This is a genomic window from Tardiphaga sp. (assembly GCF_041424195.1).
GTDB lineage: Bacteria > Pseudomonadota > Alphaproteobacteria > Rhizobiales > Xanthobacteraceae > Tardiphaga.
Map to the genome: position 1 here is coordinate 1 of NZ_JBGMOE010000206.1, position 17,712 is coordinate 17,712.

The window sequence follows — 17,712 nt, forward strand, 5'->3', positions numbered from 1 at the left end:
TGCCGATCGCCATGGAAGAGAAGCTGCGCTTCGCCATCCGTGAAGGCGGCCGCACCGTCGGTGCAGGCGTCGTCGCAAGCATCATCGAGTAAGAGGCGAATAGCGAATAGGGAGTGGCGAATGGAGTTCATTCGCTACTCGCCACTCACCACTCGCATTCAGAGAAAGACACGGCAATGAACGGCCAGAATATCCGCATTCGTCTCAAGGCGTTCGACCATCGTATCCTCGATGCATCGACCCGTGAGATCGTGAGCACCGCGAAGCGCACGGGTGCACAGGTCCGTGGACCCATCCCGCTGCCGACGCGCATCGAGAAGTTCACGGTCAACCGTTCGCCGCACGTCGACAAGAAGAGCCGCGAGCAGTTCGAGATGCGCACTCATAAGCGTCTTCTCGATATCGTCGATCCGACCCCGCAGACAGTCGATGCTTTGATGAAGCTCGACCTGGCCGCCGGTGTCGACGTCGAGATCAAGCTCTAAGTATTTAGGTCCCGTCCGGTCAAACGGACAGAAAGAACAGGAAGCACGCCGATGCGCTCCGGAGTGATCGCACAAAAGGTCGGGATGACCCGGGTCTTCACAGACGCCGGTGAACATATCCCTGTGACCGTGCTCAAGCTGGGTAACTGCCAGGTGGTTGGCCACCTCACCAGCGAGAAGAACGGTTACGTCGCGCTGCAGCTCGGATCGGGCTCGCGCAAGACCGTGTATTTGCCCAAGGCTGAACGCGGCCAGTTCGCGGTTGCCAAGGTTGAACCCAAGCGGAAGGTCGCGGAATTCCGCGTGTCGGAAGACGCGCTGATCCCGGTCGGCGCCGAAATCCAGGCAGACCACTTCGTGGTTGGCCAGTTCGTCGATGTCACCGGCACCTCGGTCGGTAAGGGCTTCGCCGGCGGTATGAAGCGCTGGAATTTCGGCGGTCTTCGCGCCACGCACGGTGTGTCGGTTTCGCATCGTTCGATCGGTTCGACCGGTGGTCGTCAGGATCCCGGCAAGACCTTCAAGAACAAGAAGATGCCCGGTCACATGGGTGTCGATCGTATCACCACGCTCAACCTGCGCGTCGTGCAGCTTGATGTCGAGCGCGGCCTGATCCTCGTCGAAGGCGCCGTTCCCGGCTCCAAGGGCGGCTGGATTTCGGTTCGCGATGCGGTGAAGAAAGCCCTGCCGAAGGACGCGCCGAAGCCCGGCAAGTTCAAGCTGGCAGGAGAGGGTGCGGCCGTTGAAGCACCTGCCGCCGAGCAGGAAGGAGCGTGAGATGAAACTGAACGTCACCACGCTTGAGGGCAAGGACGCCGGCTCGATCGAGCTGTCGGATGCCATTTTCGGTCTCGATCCGCGCGCCGACATCATCCAGCGTTGCGTCAACTGGCAGCTCGCAAAGCGCCAGTCGGGCAACCACAAGGCCAAGGGTCGCGCCGAAATCTGGCGCACCGGCAAGAAGATGTACAAGCAGAAGGGCACCGGCGGTGCTCGTCACGGTTCGGCTCGCGTTCCGCAGTTCCGCGGCGGTGGTCGTGCCTTCGGTCCGGTCGTTCGCTCCCATGCGTTCGATCTGCCGAAGAAGGTCCGTGCACTCGCGCTGAAGCATGCTCTGTCGGCGAAGGCCAAGGACGGCGGCTTGATCGTGATCGAGAACGCCAACCTGGAAGCCGCCAAGACCAAGGCTCTGCTCGGTCATTTCTCGGGTCTCGGCCTGACCAATGCGCTGATCATCGATGGCGCCGAGGTTCATGTCGGTTTCGCTCAGGCGGCCCGCAACATTCCGAACATCGACGTGCTGCCGATCCAGGGCATCAACGTTTATGACATTCTGCGTCGTCAGAAGCTGGTTCTGACCAAGGCGGCGCTTGATGCGTTGGAGGCGCGCTTCAAATGAAGAACATCGACCCGCGCCATTACGACGTGATCGTCGCCCCTGTGGTGACGGAAAAGGCCACTGTCGCTTCTGAATTCAACAAGGTTGTTTTCAAGGTCGACGGCAAGGCCACCAAGCCGCAGATCAAGGAAGCCGTCGAAAAGCTGTTCGACGTCAAGGTAAAGAGCGTGAACACGCTGGTGCGCAAGGGCAAGACGAAGATCTTCCGTGGCAACCTCGGTTCACAGTCGAACGTCAAGCGTGCGATCGTGACCCTCGAAGAGGGCCACCGCATCGACGTCACGACCGGACTGTAAGGGCGATCAACGATGGCACTTAAGACATTCAACCCAACGACACCCGGCCAGCGTCAGCTGGTCATGGTGGATCGTTCCGCGCTGTACAAGGGCAAGCCTGTCAAGGCTCTGACCGAAGGCAAGCATTCGGCTGGCGGTCGTAACAACACCGGTCGCATCACGGTGCGCTTCCGTGGCGGTGGCCACAAGAAGTCCTATCGTATCGTCGACTTCAAGCGTTCCAAGGTCGACGTTCCGGCCGTGGTCGAACGTCTGGAATACGATCCGAACCGCACCGCGTTCATCGCGCTGATCAAGTATACCGATGGCGAGCAGGCCTATATCCTGGCGCCGCAGCGTCTGGCCGTTGGCGACACCGTCATCGCCGGCAACTATGTCGACGTGAAGCCGGGCAACGTCATGCCGATGGGCAACATGCCGATCGGCACCATCGTCCACAATGTCGAGATGAAAATCGGCAAGGGCGGTCAGATCGCTCGTTCCGCTGGCACCTATGCCCAGATCGTCGGGCGCGACCATGATTACGTGATCCTGCGTCTGAACTCGGGCGAACAGCGCCTCGTTCACGGCCGCTGCACCGCCACCATCGGTGCGGTGTCCAATCCGGATCACATGAACACCTCGATCGGTAAGGCCGGTCGTACCCGCTGGATGGGCTGGCGTCCGCATAACCGCGGCGTCGTCATGAACCCGGTAGACCATCCGCACGGCGGCGGCGAAGGCCGCACCTCGGGCGGCCGTCACCCGGTTACGCCGTGGGGCAAGCCGACCAAGGGCAAGAAGACCCGGTCGAACAAGTCGACCAACAAGTTCATTCTCATCAGCCGCCACAAGCGGAAGAAGTAAGGATCGCCGGACATGGTTCGTTCAGTCTGGAAAGGCCCGTTCGTCGAGGGTTCGCTGCTCAAGAAGGCAGATGCCGCTCGTTCGTCTGGTCGTCATGATGTGATCAAGATCTGGAGCCGTCGCTCCACGATCCTGCCGCAGTTCGTGGGTCTCACCTTCGGCGTTTACAACGGCCAGAAGCATGTACCTGTCGCTGTGAACGAGGAAATGGTTGGTCACAAGTTCGGCGAGTTCTCGCCGACCCGTACCTTCCATGGCCACGCCGGCGACAAGAAAGCCAAGAAGGGCTGAGGACTAAGTCATGAGCAAGCCAAAGCGCGAACGGAGCCTCCCGGATAACGAGGCCAAGGCGATCGCCCGCATGTTGCGCGTGAGCCCGCAGAAGCTGAACCTGGTTGCGCAGATGATCCGCGGCCGCAAGGCCTCGGCCGCACTCGCCGACCTGCAGTTCTCGCGCAAGCGGATCGCGGTCGACGTGAAGAAGTGCCTGGAATCGGCTATCGCCAACGCCGAGAACAACCATGACCTCGACGTTGACGCGCTGATCGTCTCCGAGGCGCATGTCGGCAAGGGCATCGTGATGAAGCGTTTCAGTCCGCGCGGCCGTGGCCGTTCGGGCCGTATCTTTAAACCGTTTGCGCAGCTGACGATCGTCGTTCGTCAGGTCGAAGCAGAAGCAGCAGCGTAAGCAGGCGCAGGAGAATAAGATGGGTCAGAAGATCAATCCAATCGGTCTGCGCCTTGGCATCAACCGTACGTGGGATTCACGTTGGTATGCCGGCAAGAACGAATACGGCAAGTTGCTGCACGAAGACGTCAAGATCCGCGAGATCCTGCACAAGGAACTCAAGCAGGCTGCCGTCGCCAAGATCATCATCGAGCGCCCGCACAAGAAGTGCCGCGTGACCATTCAGTCGGCTCGTCCGGGTGTTGTCATCGGCAAGAAGGGCGCTGACATCGACAAGCTTCGCAAGAAGGTTGCCGACATCACCTCTTCGGACGTGGTGATCAACATCGTCGAAATCCGCAAGCCGGAGCTCGATGCGACCCTGGTCGCCGAGTCGATCGCACAGCAGCTCGAGCGCCGCGTTGCGTTCCGCCGTGCGATGAAGCGGGCAGTGCAGTCGGCAATGCGTCTCGGCGCCGAAGGCATTCGTATCAACTGCTCGGGCCGTCTCGGCGGCGCGGAAATCGCTCGTATGGAATGGTACCGCGAAGGTCGCGTGCCGTTGCACACGTTGCGTGCGGATATCGATTACGGCGTAGCCACCGCGTTCACGACGTTCGGCACCTGCGGCGTCAAGGTCTGGATCTTCAAGGGCGAAATCCTTGAGCACGATCCGATGGCCCAGGACAAGCGTATGGCCGAAGGCGACAGGGGCCGTCCGCGTCGCGATGCGGCCTGATTGAAATTCGAAGAAGGTTTGAGGGCGTAAGCCATGATGCAACCAAAGAAGACAAAGTTCCGCAAGGCGCATAAGGGCCGTATCCACGGCGTCGCCTCGTCGGGCGCGACGTTGTCTTTCGGCCAGTTCGGCCTGAAGGCGATGGCGCCTGAGCGCATCACGGCGCGTCAGATCGAAGCCGCCCGTCGTGCACTGACCCGTCACATGAAGCGTGCCGGCCGCGTCTGGATCCGTGTATTCCCGGATCTTCCGGTTTCGAAGAAGCCCGCCGAAGTCCGAATGGGCTCCGGTAAGGGTACCCCGGAACTTTGGGTTGCGCGCGTCAAGCCAGGCCGTGTGATCTTCGAGATCGACGGTGTCACCACGCAGATTGCCAAGGAAGCGATGACCCTCGCTGCCGCCAAGCTGCCGATCAAGACGCGTTTCGTTACGCGCATTGCGGAGTAGAGCCATGGCCGAAATGAAAACCAGCGATGTCCGCGCAATGAGCCCCGATCAGATGGACGATGCCGTCCTCAATCTGAAGAAGGAGCGCTTCAACCTGCGCTTCCAGCGCGCCACCGGGCAGCTGGAAAACACCTCTCGCCTTCGTGAGGCGCGTCGTGATATTGCACGAATCAAGACCATCGCCGCGCAGAAGCGCGACGGTAAGTCGAAGTAAGGGGCCGAACATGCCGAAACGTACTCTGCAGGGCGTGGTCGTCAGCGACAAGCAAGCCAAGACGGTTGTTGTTCGCGTTGACCGTCGCTTTACGCACCCGATCTACAAGAAGACCATTCGCCGTTCGAAAAACTACCATGCCCACGACGAGAACAACGAGTTCAAGCCGGGCGACATGGTGTGGATCGAAGAGAGCAAGCCGATGTCGAAGCTGAAGCACTGGACGGTTGTCCGGGGCGAACAGAAGAAGACTGCCTAAAAATCGCGCATTAGCGCATAAACAGAGGACGAGGTGCATCAATGATTCAGATGCAGACCAACCTCGACGTGGCCGATAATTCAGGCGCACGCCGTGTCATGTGCATTAAGGTGATTGGTGGATCCAAGCGCCGTTATGCATCCGTTGGCGACGTAATTGTCGTATCGATCAAGGAAGCCATCCCACGCGGGAAGGTGAAGAAGGGCGACGTCATGAAGGCGGTCGTCGTGCGCGTCCGCAAGGACATTCGCCGCCCGGATGGCTCTGTCATCCGCTTCGATCGCAACGCTGCCGTGCTGATCAACAATCAGTCCGAGCCGATCGGTACCCGTATCTTCGGGCCGGTGCCTCGTGAGCTGCGTGCCAAGAACCACATGAAGATCATTTCGCTTGCGCCGGAGGTGCTGTAATGGCTGCCAAAATTCGCAAGGGTGACAAGGTCATCGTGCTGAACGGCCGCGACAAGGGCCGTACCGGCGAAGTGTTCGAAGTGCGCCCGACCGAGGGCAAGGCGCTGGTTCGCGGCGTCAACCTGGTCAAGCGTCACCAGAAGCAGACCCAGGCACAGGAAGGCGGCATCATCTCGAAAGAGGCGCCGATCCAACTGTCCAACATCGCGATCGTCGGCAAGGACGGCAAGCCGACCCGCGTTGGTTTCAAGATCCAGGCTGACGGCACCAAGGTGCGCATCGCCAAGCGTTCGGGAGCAGAGATCGATGTCTGAGTCCGTCTACATTCCGCGCCTGCGCGTCGAATACGACAAGTCCATTCGTGCCAAGCTGACTGAACAGTTCGGCTACGAAAACGTCATGCAGGTTCCGCGCCTCGACAAGATCGTCCTGAACATGGGCGTTGGCGAAGCTGTGAACGACCGCAAGAAGGCCGAAACCGCTGCCGGCGACCTGTCGCTGATCGCTGGTCAGAAGGCTATCGTGACCTATTCGCGCGTTGCTATCGCGACCTTCAAGCTGCGTGAAAACCAGCCGATCGGCGCCAAGGTGACGTTGCGCAAGGCCAAGATGTACGAGTTCATCGATCGTCTGGTGAACGTCGCTCTGCCGCGCGTGCGAGATTTCCGTGGCCTGAACGCCAAGAGCTTCGACGGCCGTGGCAACTATTCGCTCGGTCTCAAGGAGCACATCATTTTCCCGGAAATCGATTTCGATAAAGCCGGGGACACGCCGCTGGGCATGGACATCACGGTGTGCACCACTGCGCGCACCGACGACGAGGCCCGCGCTTTGTTGACCGCCTTCAATTTCCCGTTCCGGCAGTGAGTAGCTGAAAAGCTTCTCAAACGCGGTAACCCAGGAGCCAAGCATGGCAAAGAAGAGTTCGATCGAGAAGAACAACCGTCGGAAGAAGATGTCCGCGAACGCTGCGCCGAAGCGCGCGCGTCTCAAGGCCATCATCGCCGACAAGACCAAGCCGATGGAAGAGCGGTTCGCCGCAACGCTGAAGCTCGCCGAGCTTCCGCGCAATTCATCACCCGTTCGGATCATGAACCGTTGCGAAATCACCGGTCGTCCGCATTCGGTCTATCGTATCAACAAGCTCAGCCGTATCGCGCTGCGTGAACTCGGCTCGAAGGGCCTGGTTCCCGGGCTCGTGAAGTCCAGCTGGTAAGGGGGGCGGAACATGTCGACCCACGATCCAATCAGCGATCTCATCACCCGTATCCGCAATGCGCAGATGCGTACCAAGTCCAAGGTTTCGACCCCGGGCTCCAAGATGCGCGCGAACGTGCTCGAAGTGCTGAAGAACGAAGGCTACATCCGTGGCTTCGCCAGCGTCGAGCATTCGTCGGGCCGTTCGGAACTCGAGATCGAACTCAAGTATTTCGATGGCGAACCGGTCATCCGCGAAATCGAGCGTGTTTCGAAGCCAGGACGTCGCGTGTACGTCTCGGTGAAGAACCTGCCGCGCGTGAAGAACGGCCTCGGTATCTCCGTTTTGTCGACGCCCAAGGGAATTATGGCTGACCACGACGCGCGCGACGCGAATGTGGGCGGCGAAGTTCTCTTCACGGTGTTCTGAGGAAGGATCAGTCATGTCACGAGTTGGCAAGAAGCCAGTGGCGGTGACCGCGGGAGTTACCGCGTCCGTCGAAGGCCAGACCGTCAAGATGAAGGGTCCCAAGGGCGCTCTTCAGTTCGTCGTGCACGACGACGTGGTGGTGAAGATGGAAGAGGGCGCAATCAAGGTTGCTCCTCGCGTCGAAACCAATCGCGCCCGTGCACTGTACGGTACCGCTCGCGCGCAGATCGCGAATCTGCTCGAAGGCGTTACCAAGGGTTTCGAGAAGAAGCTCGAGATCACCGGCGTCGGTTATCGTGCGGCCCTGCAGGGCAAGAACCTGCAGCTGGCGCTCGGTTACAGCCACGATGTCGTCTACGCGATCCCGGAAGGCATCACCATCACGGTGCCGAAGCCGACCGAGATCAACGTCGCCGGCAACGACTCGCAGCGCGTCGGTCAGGTAGCCGCGGAGATCCGCAGCTATCGTCCGCCGGAGCCCTATAAGGGCAAGGGCGTACGTTATTCCGACGAGTTTATCTTCCGCAAGGAAGGCAAGAAGAAGTAACGGAGCCGGTCATGTCGAAACTCAAGGTCACGAATGCCCGGCGCAAGCAGCGCGTACGTCTCTCGCTGCGCCGGACCGCAAATGGGCGTCCACGCCTGTCGGTGTTCCGTTCGTCGAAGCATATCTACGCGCAGGTCATCGACGACCTGAAGGGCGAGACTCTCGCTTCTGCGTCGTCGCTGGAGAAGGCGATGCGCGATACCGGCAAGACCGGTGCGGACATCGACGCGGCGAAAGCCGTCGGCAAGCTGCTGGCGGAACGCGCTGTGAAGAATGGCGTCAAGTAAGTCGTTTTCGACCGTGGCGGTTATCTTTACCACGGCCGCGTCAAGGCGCTCGGCGAAGCCGCGCGTGAGAGCGGGTTGAGCTTCTAAGTTTGGTTTGAACGGACACAAGGTAGGGGCGAAAGTCCCGCAAGGATTGGAAAACACCATGGCAGGTGAACGCGAACGCGGTGGCGGCCACAGGGGCGGTCGGGAAGAGCGCGACAGCGAATTCGTCGACAAGCTCGTCCACATCAATCGTGTGGCGAAGGTCGTCAAGGGCGGCAAGCGCTTCGGCTTTGCAGCTCTGGTCGTCATTGGCGATCAGAAGGGCAGGGTCGGATTTGGTCACGGTAAGGCCCGTGAAGTTCCGGAAGCAATCCGCAAGGCAACCGAGTCGGCCAAGCGCAACCTGACGCGCGTCGCTCTGCGCGAAGGTCGCACGCTGCATCACGACATCGCAGGCCGTCATGGCGCGGGTCGCGTGTATCTGCGTGCTGCTCCGGCTGGTACCGGCATCATCGCCGGCGGTCCGATGCGCGCTGTGTTCGAAACGCTGGGCATCCAGGACGTGGTGGCCAAGTCGATCGGTTCGTCGAATCCCTACAACATGGTTCGCGCCACTTTTGACGCGCTGAAGCATCAGGATTCGCCGCGTTCGGTTGCTGCTCGCCGCAATATCAAGGTTTCCACTCTGCAGTCGCGCCGCGTTGGCGGTGACGCCGAGCTGGTTGCCGAATAACAGGCATGATCCGGAAAGGTGGACCTCCACTTTTCTGATAGAGATCATGCCCTCTAAAAAGACTTTTTGGAGTTATCACGATGGCCAAGGCCGCAAAGATGATCAAGGTCGAGCAGGTCGCCAGCGCAATTCGCCGGCACCACTCGCAGCGTTCCACGCTGATCGGCCTCAAGCTCAACAAGATCGGTCGCGTCAGCGAATTGCAGGACACTCCTGAAGTTCGCGGCATGATCACCAAGGTGCAGCACCTCGTCCGCGTGGTCGAGGATAAGTAAGTTCACGTCGTCTCACTGCGGCCGCCAGGTTGCCGCAGGGATGACACTGTTGACCTTCGAGGTCCGGATCTGCCGGTAAGCCTCGGGAAAACAGGGCGAAACAGGGAAAAGAACGATGAAGCTCAGCGATATCGCCGATAACGCCGGCTCCCGTAAGAAGCGTATGCGCGTCGGCCGTGGCATCGGCTCCGGCAAGGGCAAGACCTCGGGCCGCGGCGGCAAGGGCCAGACCGCACGTTCGGGCGTCCGCATCAAGGGCTTCGAGGGCGGCCAGATGCCGTTGCATCGTCGTCTGCCGAAGCGCGGCTTCAACAACATCTTCCGTCTCGATTACGCCGAGATCAACCTGGACCGTCTCCAGGATGCGATCGATGCGAAGACCCTCGACATCAAGGCCGTGATCAACGCTGAATCGCTGGTGAAGGCTGGCGTTCTGCGCCGCTCGAAGGCTGGCGTGCGCGTTCTCGGCCGTGGCGAGATCAAGGCCAAGATCAACATCGAAGTGCATGGCGCCACCAAGACGGCGATCGAAGCCATCGAGAAGGCCGGCGGTTCGGTGAAGATCATCGCGCCGAAGAAGGCCGACGGCGAAGCTGCGTAACATCTGCGGCATCGCCTGCGTCCGCGGGCGACCTTGCGTGATGTGGCAGTAGATTTTATCAATGCCGAGCACCAAATAATGTCCGGTCTCCGCTGCATGCCCCGTTCTTTCGGGGCATGATGGCGAAAGGGGCGCGGGAGAAAGCCAAACATGGTCTCTGCAGCAGAGCAATTAGCAGCAAACCTCAACTTTTCGGCCCTCGGCAAGGCCGATGAACTGAAGAAGCGCATCTGGTTCACACTGGGTGCGCTGCTTGTTTATCGGCTCGGCACCTATATTCCGCTGCCCGGCATCGACCCGGCCGCGTGGGAGCAGGTGTTCAAGCAGCAGGCCAGCGGCATCCTCGGCATGTTCAACATGTTCGCGGGCGGCGGCATCAATCGCATGGCGATTTTTGCGCTGAACATCATGCCCTATATTTCGGCATCGATCATCATCCAGCTGTTGACGACCGTATCGTCCCAGCTCGAAGCCCTCAAGAAAGAGGGCGAGGCGGGCCGCAAGACGCTGAACCAGTACACCCGCTACCTGACTGTCATCCTGGCCGCGTTCCAGTCCTACGCCATCGCGGCAGGGTTGCAGGGTGCCGGCAATGTGGTCAGCGAACCCGGCATGTTCTTCCTGATCTCGACCTCGGTCACGCTGACCGGCGGCACCATGTTCCTGATGTGGCTGGGTGAGCAGATCACCTCGCGCGGCATCGGCAATGGCATCTCGCTGATCATTCTGGCCGGCATCGTGGCCGAGCTTCCGTCGGCGATCGCCAACATGCTCGAGCTCGGACGTCAGGGCGCTCTGTCGACCGGTTTGATCCTGGTCGTGATCGTGATGGCCGTCGCCGTGATCGCCTTCATCGTGTTTGTGGAGCGTGCCCAGCGCCGCCTGCTGATCCAGTATCCGAAGCGCCAGGTCGGCAACAAGATGTTCGAGGGCCAGTCCTCGCATCTGCCGCTCAAGCTCAACACCTCGGGCGTCATCCCGCCGATCTTCGCGTCATCGCTGCTGCTGCTGCCGGCCACCATCGCCAGCTTCAATGCGGGCAAGGGGCCGGAGTGGTTCCAGTGGATCACCACGCAGCTCGGCCACGGCCGTCCGCTGTTCCTGATCTTCTATGTGTCGCTGATCGTGTTCTTCGCGTTCTTCTACACGGCGATCGTGTTCAACCCGACCGAGACTGCCGACAATCTGAAGAAGCATGGCGGCTTCATCCCTGGCATTCGCCCGGGTGAGCGGACCGCAGAATATATCGACTATGTGCTCTCGCGCATCACCGTGCTCGGTGCTGCCTATCTCGCCGTGGTCTGCTTGATCCCCGAGATCCTGATTTCCTACGCCTCGGTGCCATTCTACTTCGGCGGCACGTCGCTGCTGATCGTGGTCAGTGTCACGATGGATACGGTGGCCCAGGTGCAGGGTTATCTGCTGGCGCACCAGTATGAAGGTTTGATTCGCAAGTCGAAGCTGAGGGGCCGGCGCAAATGAGGTTGATTCTTCTCGGGCCGCCGGGGGCGGGCAAGGGAACTCAGGCACATCGTCTTGTCGAGCGTCACAAGATCGTTCAGCTGTCCACGGGTGACATGCTGCGCGCTGCCGTGGCGGCCGAGACGGAGGTTGGCCTCAAGGCCAAGGATATCATGGCCGCTGGCGGACTGGTGCCAGACGACGTCGTGATTGGAATTATCTCGGATCGCATCGAGCTTCCGGATGCGGCCAATGGATTCATCCTCGACGGCTTCCCGCGCACCGTGCCGCAGGCCGAGGCGCTGGATGCGCTGCTGAAGTCCAAGGGGCTTCACCTCGATGCCGCCGTCGAACTGCGCGTCAATGAGAGCGCGCTGCTGCAGCGGGTGGAAGCCCGCGTTGCGCAGATGATGGAGCGCGGCGAGACCGTGCGCATCGACGATACGCCGGAAGTGCTGTCGAAGCGCCTGGCGAGCTACCGGACGTCGACTGAGCCGCTGGTGCATTATTATTCGGAGAAGCGGAAGCTGGTGACCATCGATGGCATGATGACCATCGAAGAGGTGACAGCTGAGATCAACCGCGTGCTGGCAGCGATTCTCGCCGCCGATGCGTCGGCGAAGAAGCCGGTCCGCAAGGCGGCGAAGAAGGCCGCTGCCGCCAAGCGCGAATCTGCGCCCGCGAAGAAAGCTGTCAAACCTGCCAAGAAGGCAGCCAAGGCCGCGAAGAAGGCCAAAAAGGCGCCTGTAAAGGCTGCCAAGAAGACAGTGAAGAAGGCGACCAAGAAATCGGCCAAAAAGGCGGTAAAAACGGCCAAAAAGGCTGTAAAATCCGTTTCCAAGGCCAAATCCAAGAAAACGGCCAAAAAGGCGGTCAAAAAGCCAGCCAAGAAGGCCGGTAAAGTGACCAAGAAAGCCGGCAAAAAGCGCGCCAAACGCTAGAGCAGGTTGACGGAACGAAGTCGAATACTTTAATAAGGCCCTCATCCAGTCGGAAGATTCCAGACGATGCCGGGCCCCACTGAAATCCAGGGGACGGGCGTCGTGTTCGCGTTTGTGAATGCCCGCCCGACAAAATGAGATAATGCCGGTTCGTGATGGACTGGTGACAGGAGAGAAGTTGTGGCCCGTATCGCCGGTGTAAACATCCCGACCAACAAGCGCGCGCTGATCGCGCTGCAGTACATCCATGGTATCGGCCAGAAGAATGCTGCCGATATCCTGGAGAAGGTGAAGATCCCCGTGGATCGTCGCGTCAATCAGCTCAGCGACGCAGAAGTTCTGCAGATCCGCGAAGTCATCGACCGCGACTATCTCGTGGAAGGCGATCTTCGTCGCGAGACGGGCATGAACATCAAGCGTCTGATGGACCTCGGCTGCTATCGCGGCCTGCGTCATCGTCGCGGTCTGCCGGTTCGTGGCCAGCGCACGCATACCAATGCGCGCACCCGCAAGGGTCCGGCCAAGTCGATCGCCGGCAAGAAGAAGTAATTTGCGCGAATAGCGGGTGGCGAGTGGCGAATAGGGGGCTCCTCCCTTACTCGCCATTCGCTACTCGCCATTCGTTTTTTTTCGGTGTAGCCGCTGGCATTACGGCGGCGTTTGAGATCTTCAGAAAGGTTAGAGATGGCAAAGGAAGCCGGACGTATCCGTCGTCGCGAACGCAAGAACATTGCATCGGGCATCGCGCACGTGAATTCGTCGTTCAACAACACGACCATCACCATCACCGACGCGCAGGGTAATACGATTGCCTGGTCGTCGGCAGGCACGATGGGCTTCAAGGGCTCGCGCAAGTCGACGCCGTATGCAGCGCAGGTTGCTGCTGAAGACGTGTCGAAGAAGGCGCAGGAACATGGCATGCGCACGCTGGAAGTCGAAGTTGGCGGTCCGGGCTCGGGTCGTGAATCGGCTCTCCGCGCTCTGCAGGCCGCGGGCTTCACCGTCACCTCGATCCGCGACGTGACCTCGATCCCGCACAATGGTTGCCGCCCGCGCAAGCGTCGGCGCGTTTAATAATTTTAATCGCGGGTGGCTCGGCTGCCCGCGATTGCTTTTGCGATGCGACTTACGCGGACTGATCCGCGATCTCCAACGCCAGTGAGTTTGATGGCATGGGTGACACAGTGACGATCCAGAAAAATTGGCAAGAACTTATCCGGCCGAACAAGCTGCAGGTAACCCCTGGCAGCGATCCAACACGTTTTGCGACCCTGGTTGCCGAACCGCTCGAGCGCGGTTTCGGTCAAACCCTCGGTAACGCACTCCGCCGCATCCTGCTATCCTCGCTGCAGGGCGCTGCCGTGCAGGCGCTGCACATCGACGGCGTGCTGCATGAATTCTCCTCGATTGCCGGCGTGCGTGAAGACGTCACCGACATCGTGCTGAACGTGAAGGACATCTCGATCAAGATGCTGGGCGAAGGCCCGAAGCGCATGGTCGTGAAGAAGCAGGGCCCGGGCGTCGTAACCGCCGGCGACATCCAGACTGTCGGCGACGTGACCGTTCTGAATCCTGAGCTGCAGATCTGCACTCTCGACGAGGGCGCGGAGATCCGCATGGAGTTCACCGTTGCCGGCGGCAAGGGCTATGTGGCTGCCGAGCACAACCGTCCGGAAGACGCGCCGATCGGCCTGATCCCGATCGACAGCCTGTACTCGCCGGTTCGCAAGGTGTCGTACAAGGTCGAGAACACCCGTGAGGGCCAGATTCTCGATTACGACAAGCTGACGATGACCATCGAGACCAACGGCGCGCTGACGCCGGATGACGCGGTGGCTTATGCCGCGCGCATCCTGCAGGACCAGCTCAACGTGTTCGTGAACTTCGAAGAGCCCCGCAAGGAAGTTGCTCAGGAGGTCATCCCGGATCTCGCTTTCAACCCGGCTTTCCTCAAGAAGGTCGACGAACTCGAGCTCTCGGTGCGTTCGGCAAACTGCCTGAAGAACGACAACATCGTTTACATCGGCGACCTCGTTCAGAAGTCGGAAGCAGAAATGCTCCGCACTCCGAACTTCGGCCGCAAGTCGCTGAACGAAATCAAGGAAGTGCTCGCCCAGATGGGTCTGCATCTCGGCATGGAAGTGCCCGGTTGGCCGCCGGAGAATATCGACGAGTTGGCCAAGCGCTTCGAAGACCACTACTGAGGGCGAATAGGGAATGGCGAGTGGCGAACAGGATATATCCATTCGCTACTCGCTACTCACCATTCGCGCTTTGGGCGAACGCAGGCAGCCCACCTGCAACATGATGTCCGACGAACCGTCGCGGCAAACTGAGATATAAGGAATATTCCAATGCGTCACGGCAAGGTTCATCGCAAGCTCAACCGCACCGCAGAACATCGCAAGGCGATGTTCGCCAACATGTGCGCGTCGCTGATCAAGCACGAGCAGATCATCACCACGCTTCCGAAGGCCAAGGAGCTCCGCCCGATCGTGGAGAAGCTTGTCACCCTCGGCAAGAAGGGCGGCCTCCACATGCGTCGCCAGGCGATCAGCGAGATGAAGGATCAGGATCAGGTCCGCAAGCTGTTCGACGTGCTGGCCAAGCGCTATGCCGACCGTCAGGGCGGCTATACCCGCATCATCAAGGCCGGCTTCCGCTACGGCGACAACGCCCCGATGGCGTTGATCGAATTCGTCGATCGCGACGAAGATGCCAAGGGCAAGGATTCGGGCCCGGTGCAGGGCGGCGCGTCCGAAGCGGCGTAAGCTGTATTCATCAGACTTTCGGAAAAGCGGCGCCTTGTGCGCCGCTTTTTTCGTTTGCGGTCAACCGCGCGTGACCTGCGTTGCGGATGGTGTCGTTCGTTCCGATATCAGCTCCATCATTCAATGGGAGCACGCATATGAAGATCGATCTGACGGGCAAGACGGCACTCGTGACGGGCTCGACCGCTGGCATTGGCCATGCCATTGCCAGGGGCCTGGCCGCCACTGGTGCTCAGGTTGTTGTGAATGGCCGCAACCAGGGCAAGGTGGACGCGGCGATCGCTGCGATCACCAAGGCCGTACCCGGGGCCAAGGTGAAAGGCGTCGCTGCCGACGTATCGACAGCGGAGGGCTGCAACGCACTGGTGTCGGCGCTCCCCGAGGTCGATATCCTCATCAACAATGCCGGCATCTTCGAGCCCAAGGGCTTCTTCGATATTCCCGACGAAGACTGGACGCGCTTCTTCGAGGTCAACGTCATGTCGGGCATCCGTCTGTCGCGCGCCTACATGCAGGGCATGCTGAAGCGCAACTGGGGCCGCATCGTTTTCATCTCGTCGGAATCCGGACTGAACATTCCGGGCGAGATGATCCACTACGGGATGACGAAGACAGCGCAGCTCGCGATCTCGCGCGGCCTCGCGGAGCTCACCAAGGGCACGGCTGTGACGGTCAATTCCGTGCTGCCCGGACCGACCATGTCGGAAGGCGTGGAGACCTTCGTCAAGGATCTCGCCAAACAGAACGGGCAATCGGTCGAAGAGGCTGCTTCCAACTTCGTCAAGCAGCACCGTTTGACGTCGCTGATCCAGCGCTTCGCCACCGTCGAGGAGATCGCCAATATGGTGGTCTATGTCTCATCAAAGGAAGCGGCGGTCACCAACGGCGCGGCACTGCGTGCCGAAGGCGGAATCGTGCAGACCATTGCGTAAGCGTACGGTCCGCAAAAGTGCAAGGCGGCGCCGAAGCGCCGCCTTTTGTTCGTCGTGGGACCGCGGGCATGCAGCCCCGAGCCGGGAGGATTAAAGGAGGGCCTTCGCTTAGAAGGCTACCTGGGTGCGCATCGCGAAGACGTCGTAGTCAGCACCGGTATTCACGTTGCTGTTGACGGCGAACTTGTCGACGGTGCCGTGGATCCAGTTGAACATGAAGCGCATGTTCTGGTTCACGTACCAGTTCACGCCGACCGTGGTGTTCTTCAACTCACCGCCGCGAATGACGCCGTCATTCAGGCTGGCGTAGCTGTAGCGCACCGCCAGTTCCCATGCACCGAGATCGCCGGTCGCGAAGTTGACCGGGCGGGCCGGGTTGATGCCGCCGAAGGCACCTGCCGATGTGCTGTACTTGTGCTGTTCGCCGGTCAGTACATAGCTGGCCTGGCCGTAGCCGCCGTTGAAGCTCAGGTCGGACAGACCGTTGCTGCGCTGGATGTTGTAGTCGAAGTATTCGCCCGATGCCATGAAGCTGCCGAACTTGACGGCGGCTTCGCCGCTCAGCACGCGGGCATTGTTCACGAAATTCATGGTGCCGGTGTTGAGCAGTGCGTTGGTGGCCGGATCGACGCGCACTTCGATACGATCGTTCATGCCCAGCGTGTTGTTGGTCGCACCGCCGGTCTGGGCGAGATACAGCGCGTCGAAGCCGACGAGGACGGTGCCGACCTCGTTGTTCATCGGGAGGCCGACAGCGCGGAAGGTGGCGCCAAGCGGCTGCGGCTGGCTGTGATTGACGTTCAGGCCTGTGGCGGGACCGGTCACATAGGCGCCGACCCAGTATTGATCGCCGAATACCTGACCACCGAACGCGGCGCGGTTGTCGCCGGCGGCGAGGCCGGTCGCGAGGACCTGCGATGCAGCGCGCTCCATGAACATGATGTTGTTCGAGCTGGTGGCTTCATCCAGCGTATAGGGCACGTCGATATAGCCGCCCTGGATCAACAGGCCCTTGACGCCCTTATAGGCGACATAGGCGTTGTTGAGGGTGACAGTGCCATCGGTGGTGCCGCCGGCATCGACGATCACGCCGTATTCCCAGTCCTTGTTGAACGTGCCGATCAGGCCGAGGCGGGCACGACGGGCGTTGATGCCGTCATTCACGCTCTGGGGGCTGGTGCCGGCGGACTTCGGCGAGAACGAATAGGCTGCGGTGTCGAGGTGCAGACGTCCGGTGACGGCAATGCAGTTCATGCCATCCGCTGTGCAGAAGGTCGGGCGGTTGCCCGGCATCGTCAGGTTCGCGTCGAGGAACGGCACTGCCTTCTTATGCATGGCGGCGTTGGCATTCGCGAAATTCTGCTTGACCGATTCCGTCTGCTTTTGCGTGGTGTTCGCTTGCTTCTGAACGTTATCGAGCTTCTTTTCCAGCGCACGGAGCTGCGCCTTCAGCACTGCGATCTCGTCATTGGATGACTGCGCATGCGCCGGGCCGGCGGCCAGCGCGCCGATCACGCCGATCGTGCCCAAGATTTTGTGTGTCGTGAAAGACATAGAGTACCCCTGTAGAAGACAAAATCGTATACGCCCCGCGAATCGCTTCGCAGGTGATGACGCGTATGGATCTGTGTTTTGTGATCCTGTGAGAGAGAACGTCCGAAGCCGTTCCCACGTTTACAAGCGAGCTACCGTTGAGCTCGGGCGCAACCTAGGCAAGGTTTGCGACAGTTTTGTAAAACCCGCATAGCGTTGCGGTGAATGACACTGCGGTGTCGCTTTTCGATCACATG

General features: G+C 60.3%; 28 protein-coding genes and 2 pseudogenes. 29 read left to right on the forward strand and 1 reads right to left on the reverse strand.

The genetic code is table 11. The features are described from left to right. From ACEK02_RS28940 to ACEK02_RS29080, 29 genes and pseudogenes are all read left to right on the forward strand, one after another. Nucleotides 1–92: pseudogene (locus tag ACEK02_RS28940) on the forward strand (elongation factor Tu); the annotation flags it as partial. A gap of 84 nt (nt 93–176) precedes the next feature. Then, nucleotides 177–485, forward strand: a complete 309-nt coding sequence (gene rpsJ / locus ACEK02_RS28945; protein ID WP_013166261.1) for a 30S ribosomal protein S10 — start codon at nt 177–179, stop codon at nt 483–485. A 51-nt stretch (nt 486–536) separates the two neighbouring features. Beyond that, complete coding sequence (rplC, locus tag ACEK02_RS28950) at nt 537–1,262, forward strand: 50S ribosomal protein L3 (protein ID WP_315842707.1); 726 nt, start codon at nt 537–539, stop codon at nt 1,260–1,262. 1 nt (nt 1,263) lies between these two features. Continuing rightward, on the forward strand, nt 1,264–1,884 hold the full coding sequence (rplD, locus tag ACEK02_RS28955) for a 50S ribosomal protein L4 (RefSeq protein WP_120291944.1): 621 nt from the start codon (nt 1,264–1,266) through the stop codon (nt 1,882–1,884). After that, the gene (locus tag ACEK02_RS28960) at nt 1,881–2,180 is read left to right on the forward strand and encodes a 50S ribosomal protein L23 (protein ID WP_068731492.1); all 300 of its coding nucleotides are present in this window, start codon (nt 1,881–1,883) and stop codon (nt 2,178–2,180) included. Before rplD ends, ACEK02_RS28960 begins: the two co-directional genes overlap by 4 nt. Nucleotides 2,181–2,192: 12 nt before the next feature. Further along, entirely contained in the window at nt 2,193–3,026 is an 834-nt protein-coding gene (gene rplB / locus ACEK02_RS28965; protein ID WP_371424907.1) for a 50S ribosomal protein L2, read from the forward strand. 12 nt (nt 3,027–3,038) lie between these two features. Next, the gene (gene rpsS, locus ACEK02_RS28970) at nt 3,039–3,317 is read left to right on the forward strand and encodes a 30S ribosomal protein S19 (RefSeq protein ID WP_089268170.1); all 279 of its coding nucleotides are present in this window, start codon (nt 3,039–3,041) and stop codon (nt 3,315–3,317) included. 10 nt (nt 3,318–3,327) lie between these two features. Then, on the forward strand, nt 3,328–3,714 hold the full coding sequence (rplV, locus tag ACEK02_RS28975) for a 50S ribosomal protein L22 (RefSeq protein ID WP_068731486.1): 387 nt from the start codon (nt 3,328–3,330) through the stop codon (nt 3,712–3,714). Nucleotides 3,715–3,733: 19 nt separating this feature from the next. Next, nucleotides 3,734–4,432: a 30S ribosomal protein S3 gene (gene rpsC, locus ACEK02_RS28980; RefSeq protein ID WP_371424908.1), complete on the forward strand. Its 699-nt coding sequence runs from the start codon at nt 3,734–3,736 to the stop codon at nt 4,430–4,432. A 33-nt stretch (nt 4,433–4,465) separates the two neighbouring features. Then, nucleotides 4,466–4,879 (forward strand): 50S ribosomal protein L16, encoded by a 414-nt coding sequence (gene rplP, locus ACEK02_RS28985; RefSeq protein WP_371424909.1) that lies wholly within the window; start codon nt 4,466–4,468, stop codon nt 4,877–4,879. Between the two features lie 4 nt (nt 4,880–4,883). Next, a complete protein-coding gene (gene rpmC, locus ACEK02_RS28990) occupies nt 4,884–5,093 on the forward strand; it encodes a 50S ribosomal protein L29 (protein ID WP_371424910.1) in 210 nt (69 codons plus the stop codon). Between the two features lie 10 nt (nt 5,094–5,103). After that, complete coding sequence (gene rpsQ, locus ACEK02_RS28995) at nt 5,104–5,352, forward strand: 30S ribosomal protein S17 (protein ID WP_089268173.1); 249 nt, start codon at nt 5,104–5,106, stop codon at nt 5,350–5,352. A 41-nt stretch (nt 5,353–5,393) separates the two neighbouring features. Continuing rightward, nucleotides 5,394–5,762, forward strand: a complete 369-nt coding sequence (rplN, locus tag ACEK02_RS29000) for a 50S ribosomal protein L14 (RefSeq protein ID WP_068731479.1) — start codon at nt 5,394–5,396, stop codon at nt 5,760–5,762. Then, nucleotides 5,762–6,076 carry a 50S ribosomal protein L24 gene (gene rplX, locus ACEK02_RS29005; protein WP_068731477.1) on the forward strand — a complete coding sequence of 105 codons (315 nt, stop codon included), beginning with the start codon at nt 5,762–5,764 and terminating at the stop codon, nt 6,074–6,076. The genes rplN and rplX overlap by 1 nt, the downstream gene beginning before the upstream one ends. Further along, nucleotides 6,069–6,629, forward strand: a complete 561-nt coding sequence (gene rplE, locus ACEK02_RS29010; RefSeq protein ID WP_371424911.1) for a 50S ribosomal protein L5 — start codon at nt 6,069–6,071, stop codon at nt 6,627–6,629. The genes rplX and rplE overlap by 8 nt, the downstream gene beginning before the upstream one ends. 43 nt (nt 6,630–6,672) lie before the next feature. Beyond that, nucleotides 6,673–6,978: a 30S ribosomal protein S14 gene (gene rpsN, locus ACEK02_RS29015; RefSeq protein ID WP_089268175.1), complete on the forward strand. Its 306-nt coding sequence runs from the start codon at nt 6,673–6,675 to the stop codon at nt 6,976–6,978. Nucleotides 6,979–6,990: 12 nt separating this feature from the next. After that, complete coding sequence (gene rpsH, locus ACEK02_RS29020; protein WP_089268176.1) at nt 6,991–7,389, forward strand: 30S ribosomal protein S8; 399 nt, start codon at nt 6,991–6,993, stop codon at nt 7,387–7,389. A 13-nt stretch (nt 7,390–7,402) separates the two neighbouring features. Continuing rightward, entirely contained in the window at nt 7,403–7,936 is a 534-nt protein-coding gene (gene rplF, locus ACEK02_RS29025; RefSeq protein WP_089268177.1) for a 50S ribosomal protein L6, read from the forward strand. A gap of 11 nt (nt 7,937–7,947) precedes the next feature. Further along, nucleotides 7,948–8,310: pseudogene (gene rplR / locus ACEK02_RS29030) on the forward strand (50S ribosomal protein L18). Nucleotides 8,311–8,368: 58 nt separating this feature from the next. Beyond that, nucleotides 8,369–8,941, forward strand: a complete 573-nt coding sequence (rpsE, locus tag ACEK02_RS29035) for a 30S ribosomal protein S5 (RefSeq protein WP_371424912.1) — start codon at nt 8,369–8,371, stop codon at nt 8,939–8,941. Between the two features lie 80 nt (nt 8,942–9,021). Next, nucleotides 9,022–9,216 (forward strand): 50S ribosomal protein L30, encoded by a 195-nt coding sequence (gene rpmD, locus ACEK02_RS29040; RefSeq protein WP_068731463.1) that lies wholly within the window; start codon nt 9,022–9,024, stop codon nt 9,214–9,216. A gap of 115 nt (nt 9,217–9,331) precedes the next feature. Next, nucleotides 9,332–9,817 carry a 50S ribosomal protein L15 gene (gene rplO / locus ACEK02_RS29045; RefSeq protein ID WP_371424913.1) on the forward strand — a complete coding sequence of 162 codons (486 nt, stop codon included), beginning with the start codon at nt 9,332–9,334 and terminating at the stop codon, nt 9,815–9,817. 150 nt (nt 9,818–9,967) lie between these two features. Beyond that, the gene (gene secY / locus ACEK02_RS29050; protein WP_371424914.1) at nt 9,968–11,299 is read left to right on the forward strand and encodes a preprotein translocase subunit SecY; all 1,332 of its coding nucleotides are present in this window, start codon (nt 9,968–9,970) and stop codon (nt 11,297–11,299) included. Beyond that, nucleotides 11,296–12,219, forward strand: coding sequence for an adenylate kinase (locus ACEK02_RS29055; protein ID WP_371424915.1), 924 nt, complete (start codon nt 11,296–11,298; stop codon nt 12,217–12,219). Before secY ends, ACEK02_RS29055 begins: the two co-directional genes overlap by 4 nt. 180 nt (nt 12,220–12,399) lie before the next feature. Beyond that, on the forward strand, nt 12,400–12,768 hold the full coding sequence (gene rpsM / locus ACEK02_RS29060; protein ID WP_116661812.1) for a 30S ribosomal protein S13: 369 nt from the start codon (nt 12,400–12,402) through the stop codon (nt 12,766–12,768). A gap of 135 nt (nt 12,769–12,903) precedes the next feature. Beyond that, on the forward strand, nt 12,904–13,293 hold the full coding sequence (rpsK, locus tag ACEK02_RS29065) for a 30S ribosomal protein S11 (RefSeq protein WP_068731453.1): 390 nt from the start codon (nt 12,904–12,906) through the stop codon (nt 13,291–13,293). 98 nt (nt 13,294–13,391) lie between these two features. Continuing rightward, on the forward strand, nt 13,392–14,423 hold the full coding sequence (locus ACEK02_RS29070; protein ID WP_371424916.1) for a DNA-directed RNA polymerase subunit alpha: 1,032 nt from the start codon (nt 13,392–13,394) through the stop codon (nt 14,421–14,423). 150 nt (nt 14,424–14,573) lie between these two features. Then, a complete protein-coding gene (gene rplQ, locus ACEK02_RS29075) occupies nt 14,574–14,990 on the forward strand; it encodes a 50S ribosomal protein L17 (protein ID WP_371424917.1) in 417 nt (138 codons plus the stop codon). A 137-nt stretch (nt 14,991–15,127) separates the two neighbouring features. Further along, the gene (locus ACEK02_RS29080) at nt 15,128–15,922 is read left to right on the forward strand and encodes an SDR family NAD(P)-dependent oxidoreductase (protein ID WP_371424918.1); all 795 of its coding nucleotides are present in this window, start codon (nt 15,128–15,130) and stop codon (nt 15,920–15,922) included. Nucleotides 15,923–16,030: 108 nt separating this feature from the next. On the opposite strand, the gene ACEK02_RS29085 is transcribed toward ACEK02_RS29080, so the two are convergent. Beyond that, nucleotides 16,031–17,476, reverse strand: coding sequence for a porin (locus tag ACEK02_RS29085; RefSeq protein WP_371424919.1), 1,446 nt, complete (start codon nt 17,474–17,476; stop codon nt 16,031–16,033). Between the last annotated feature and the right edge of the window lie 236 nt (nt 17,477–17,712).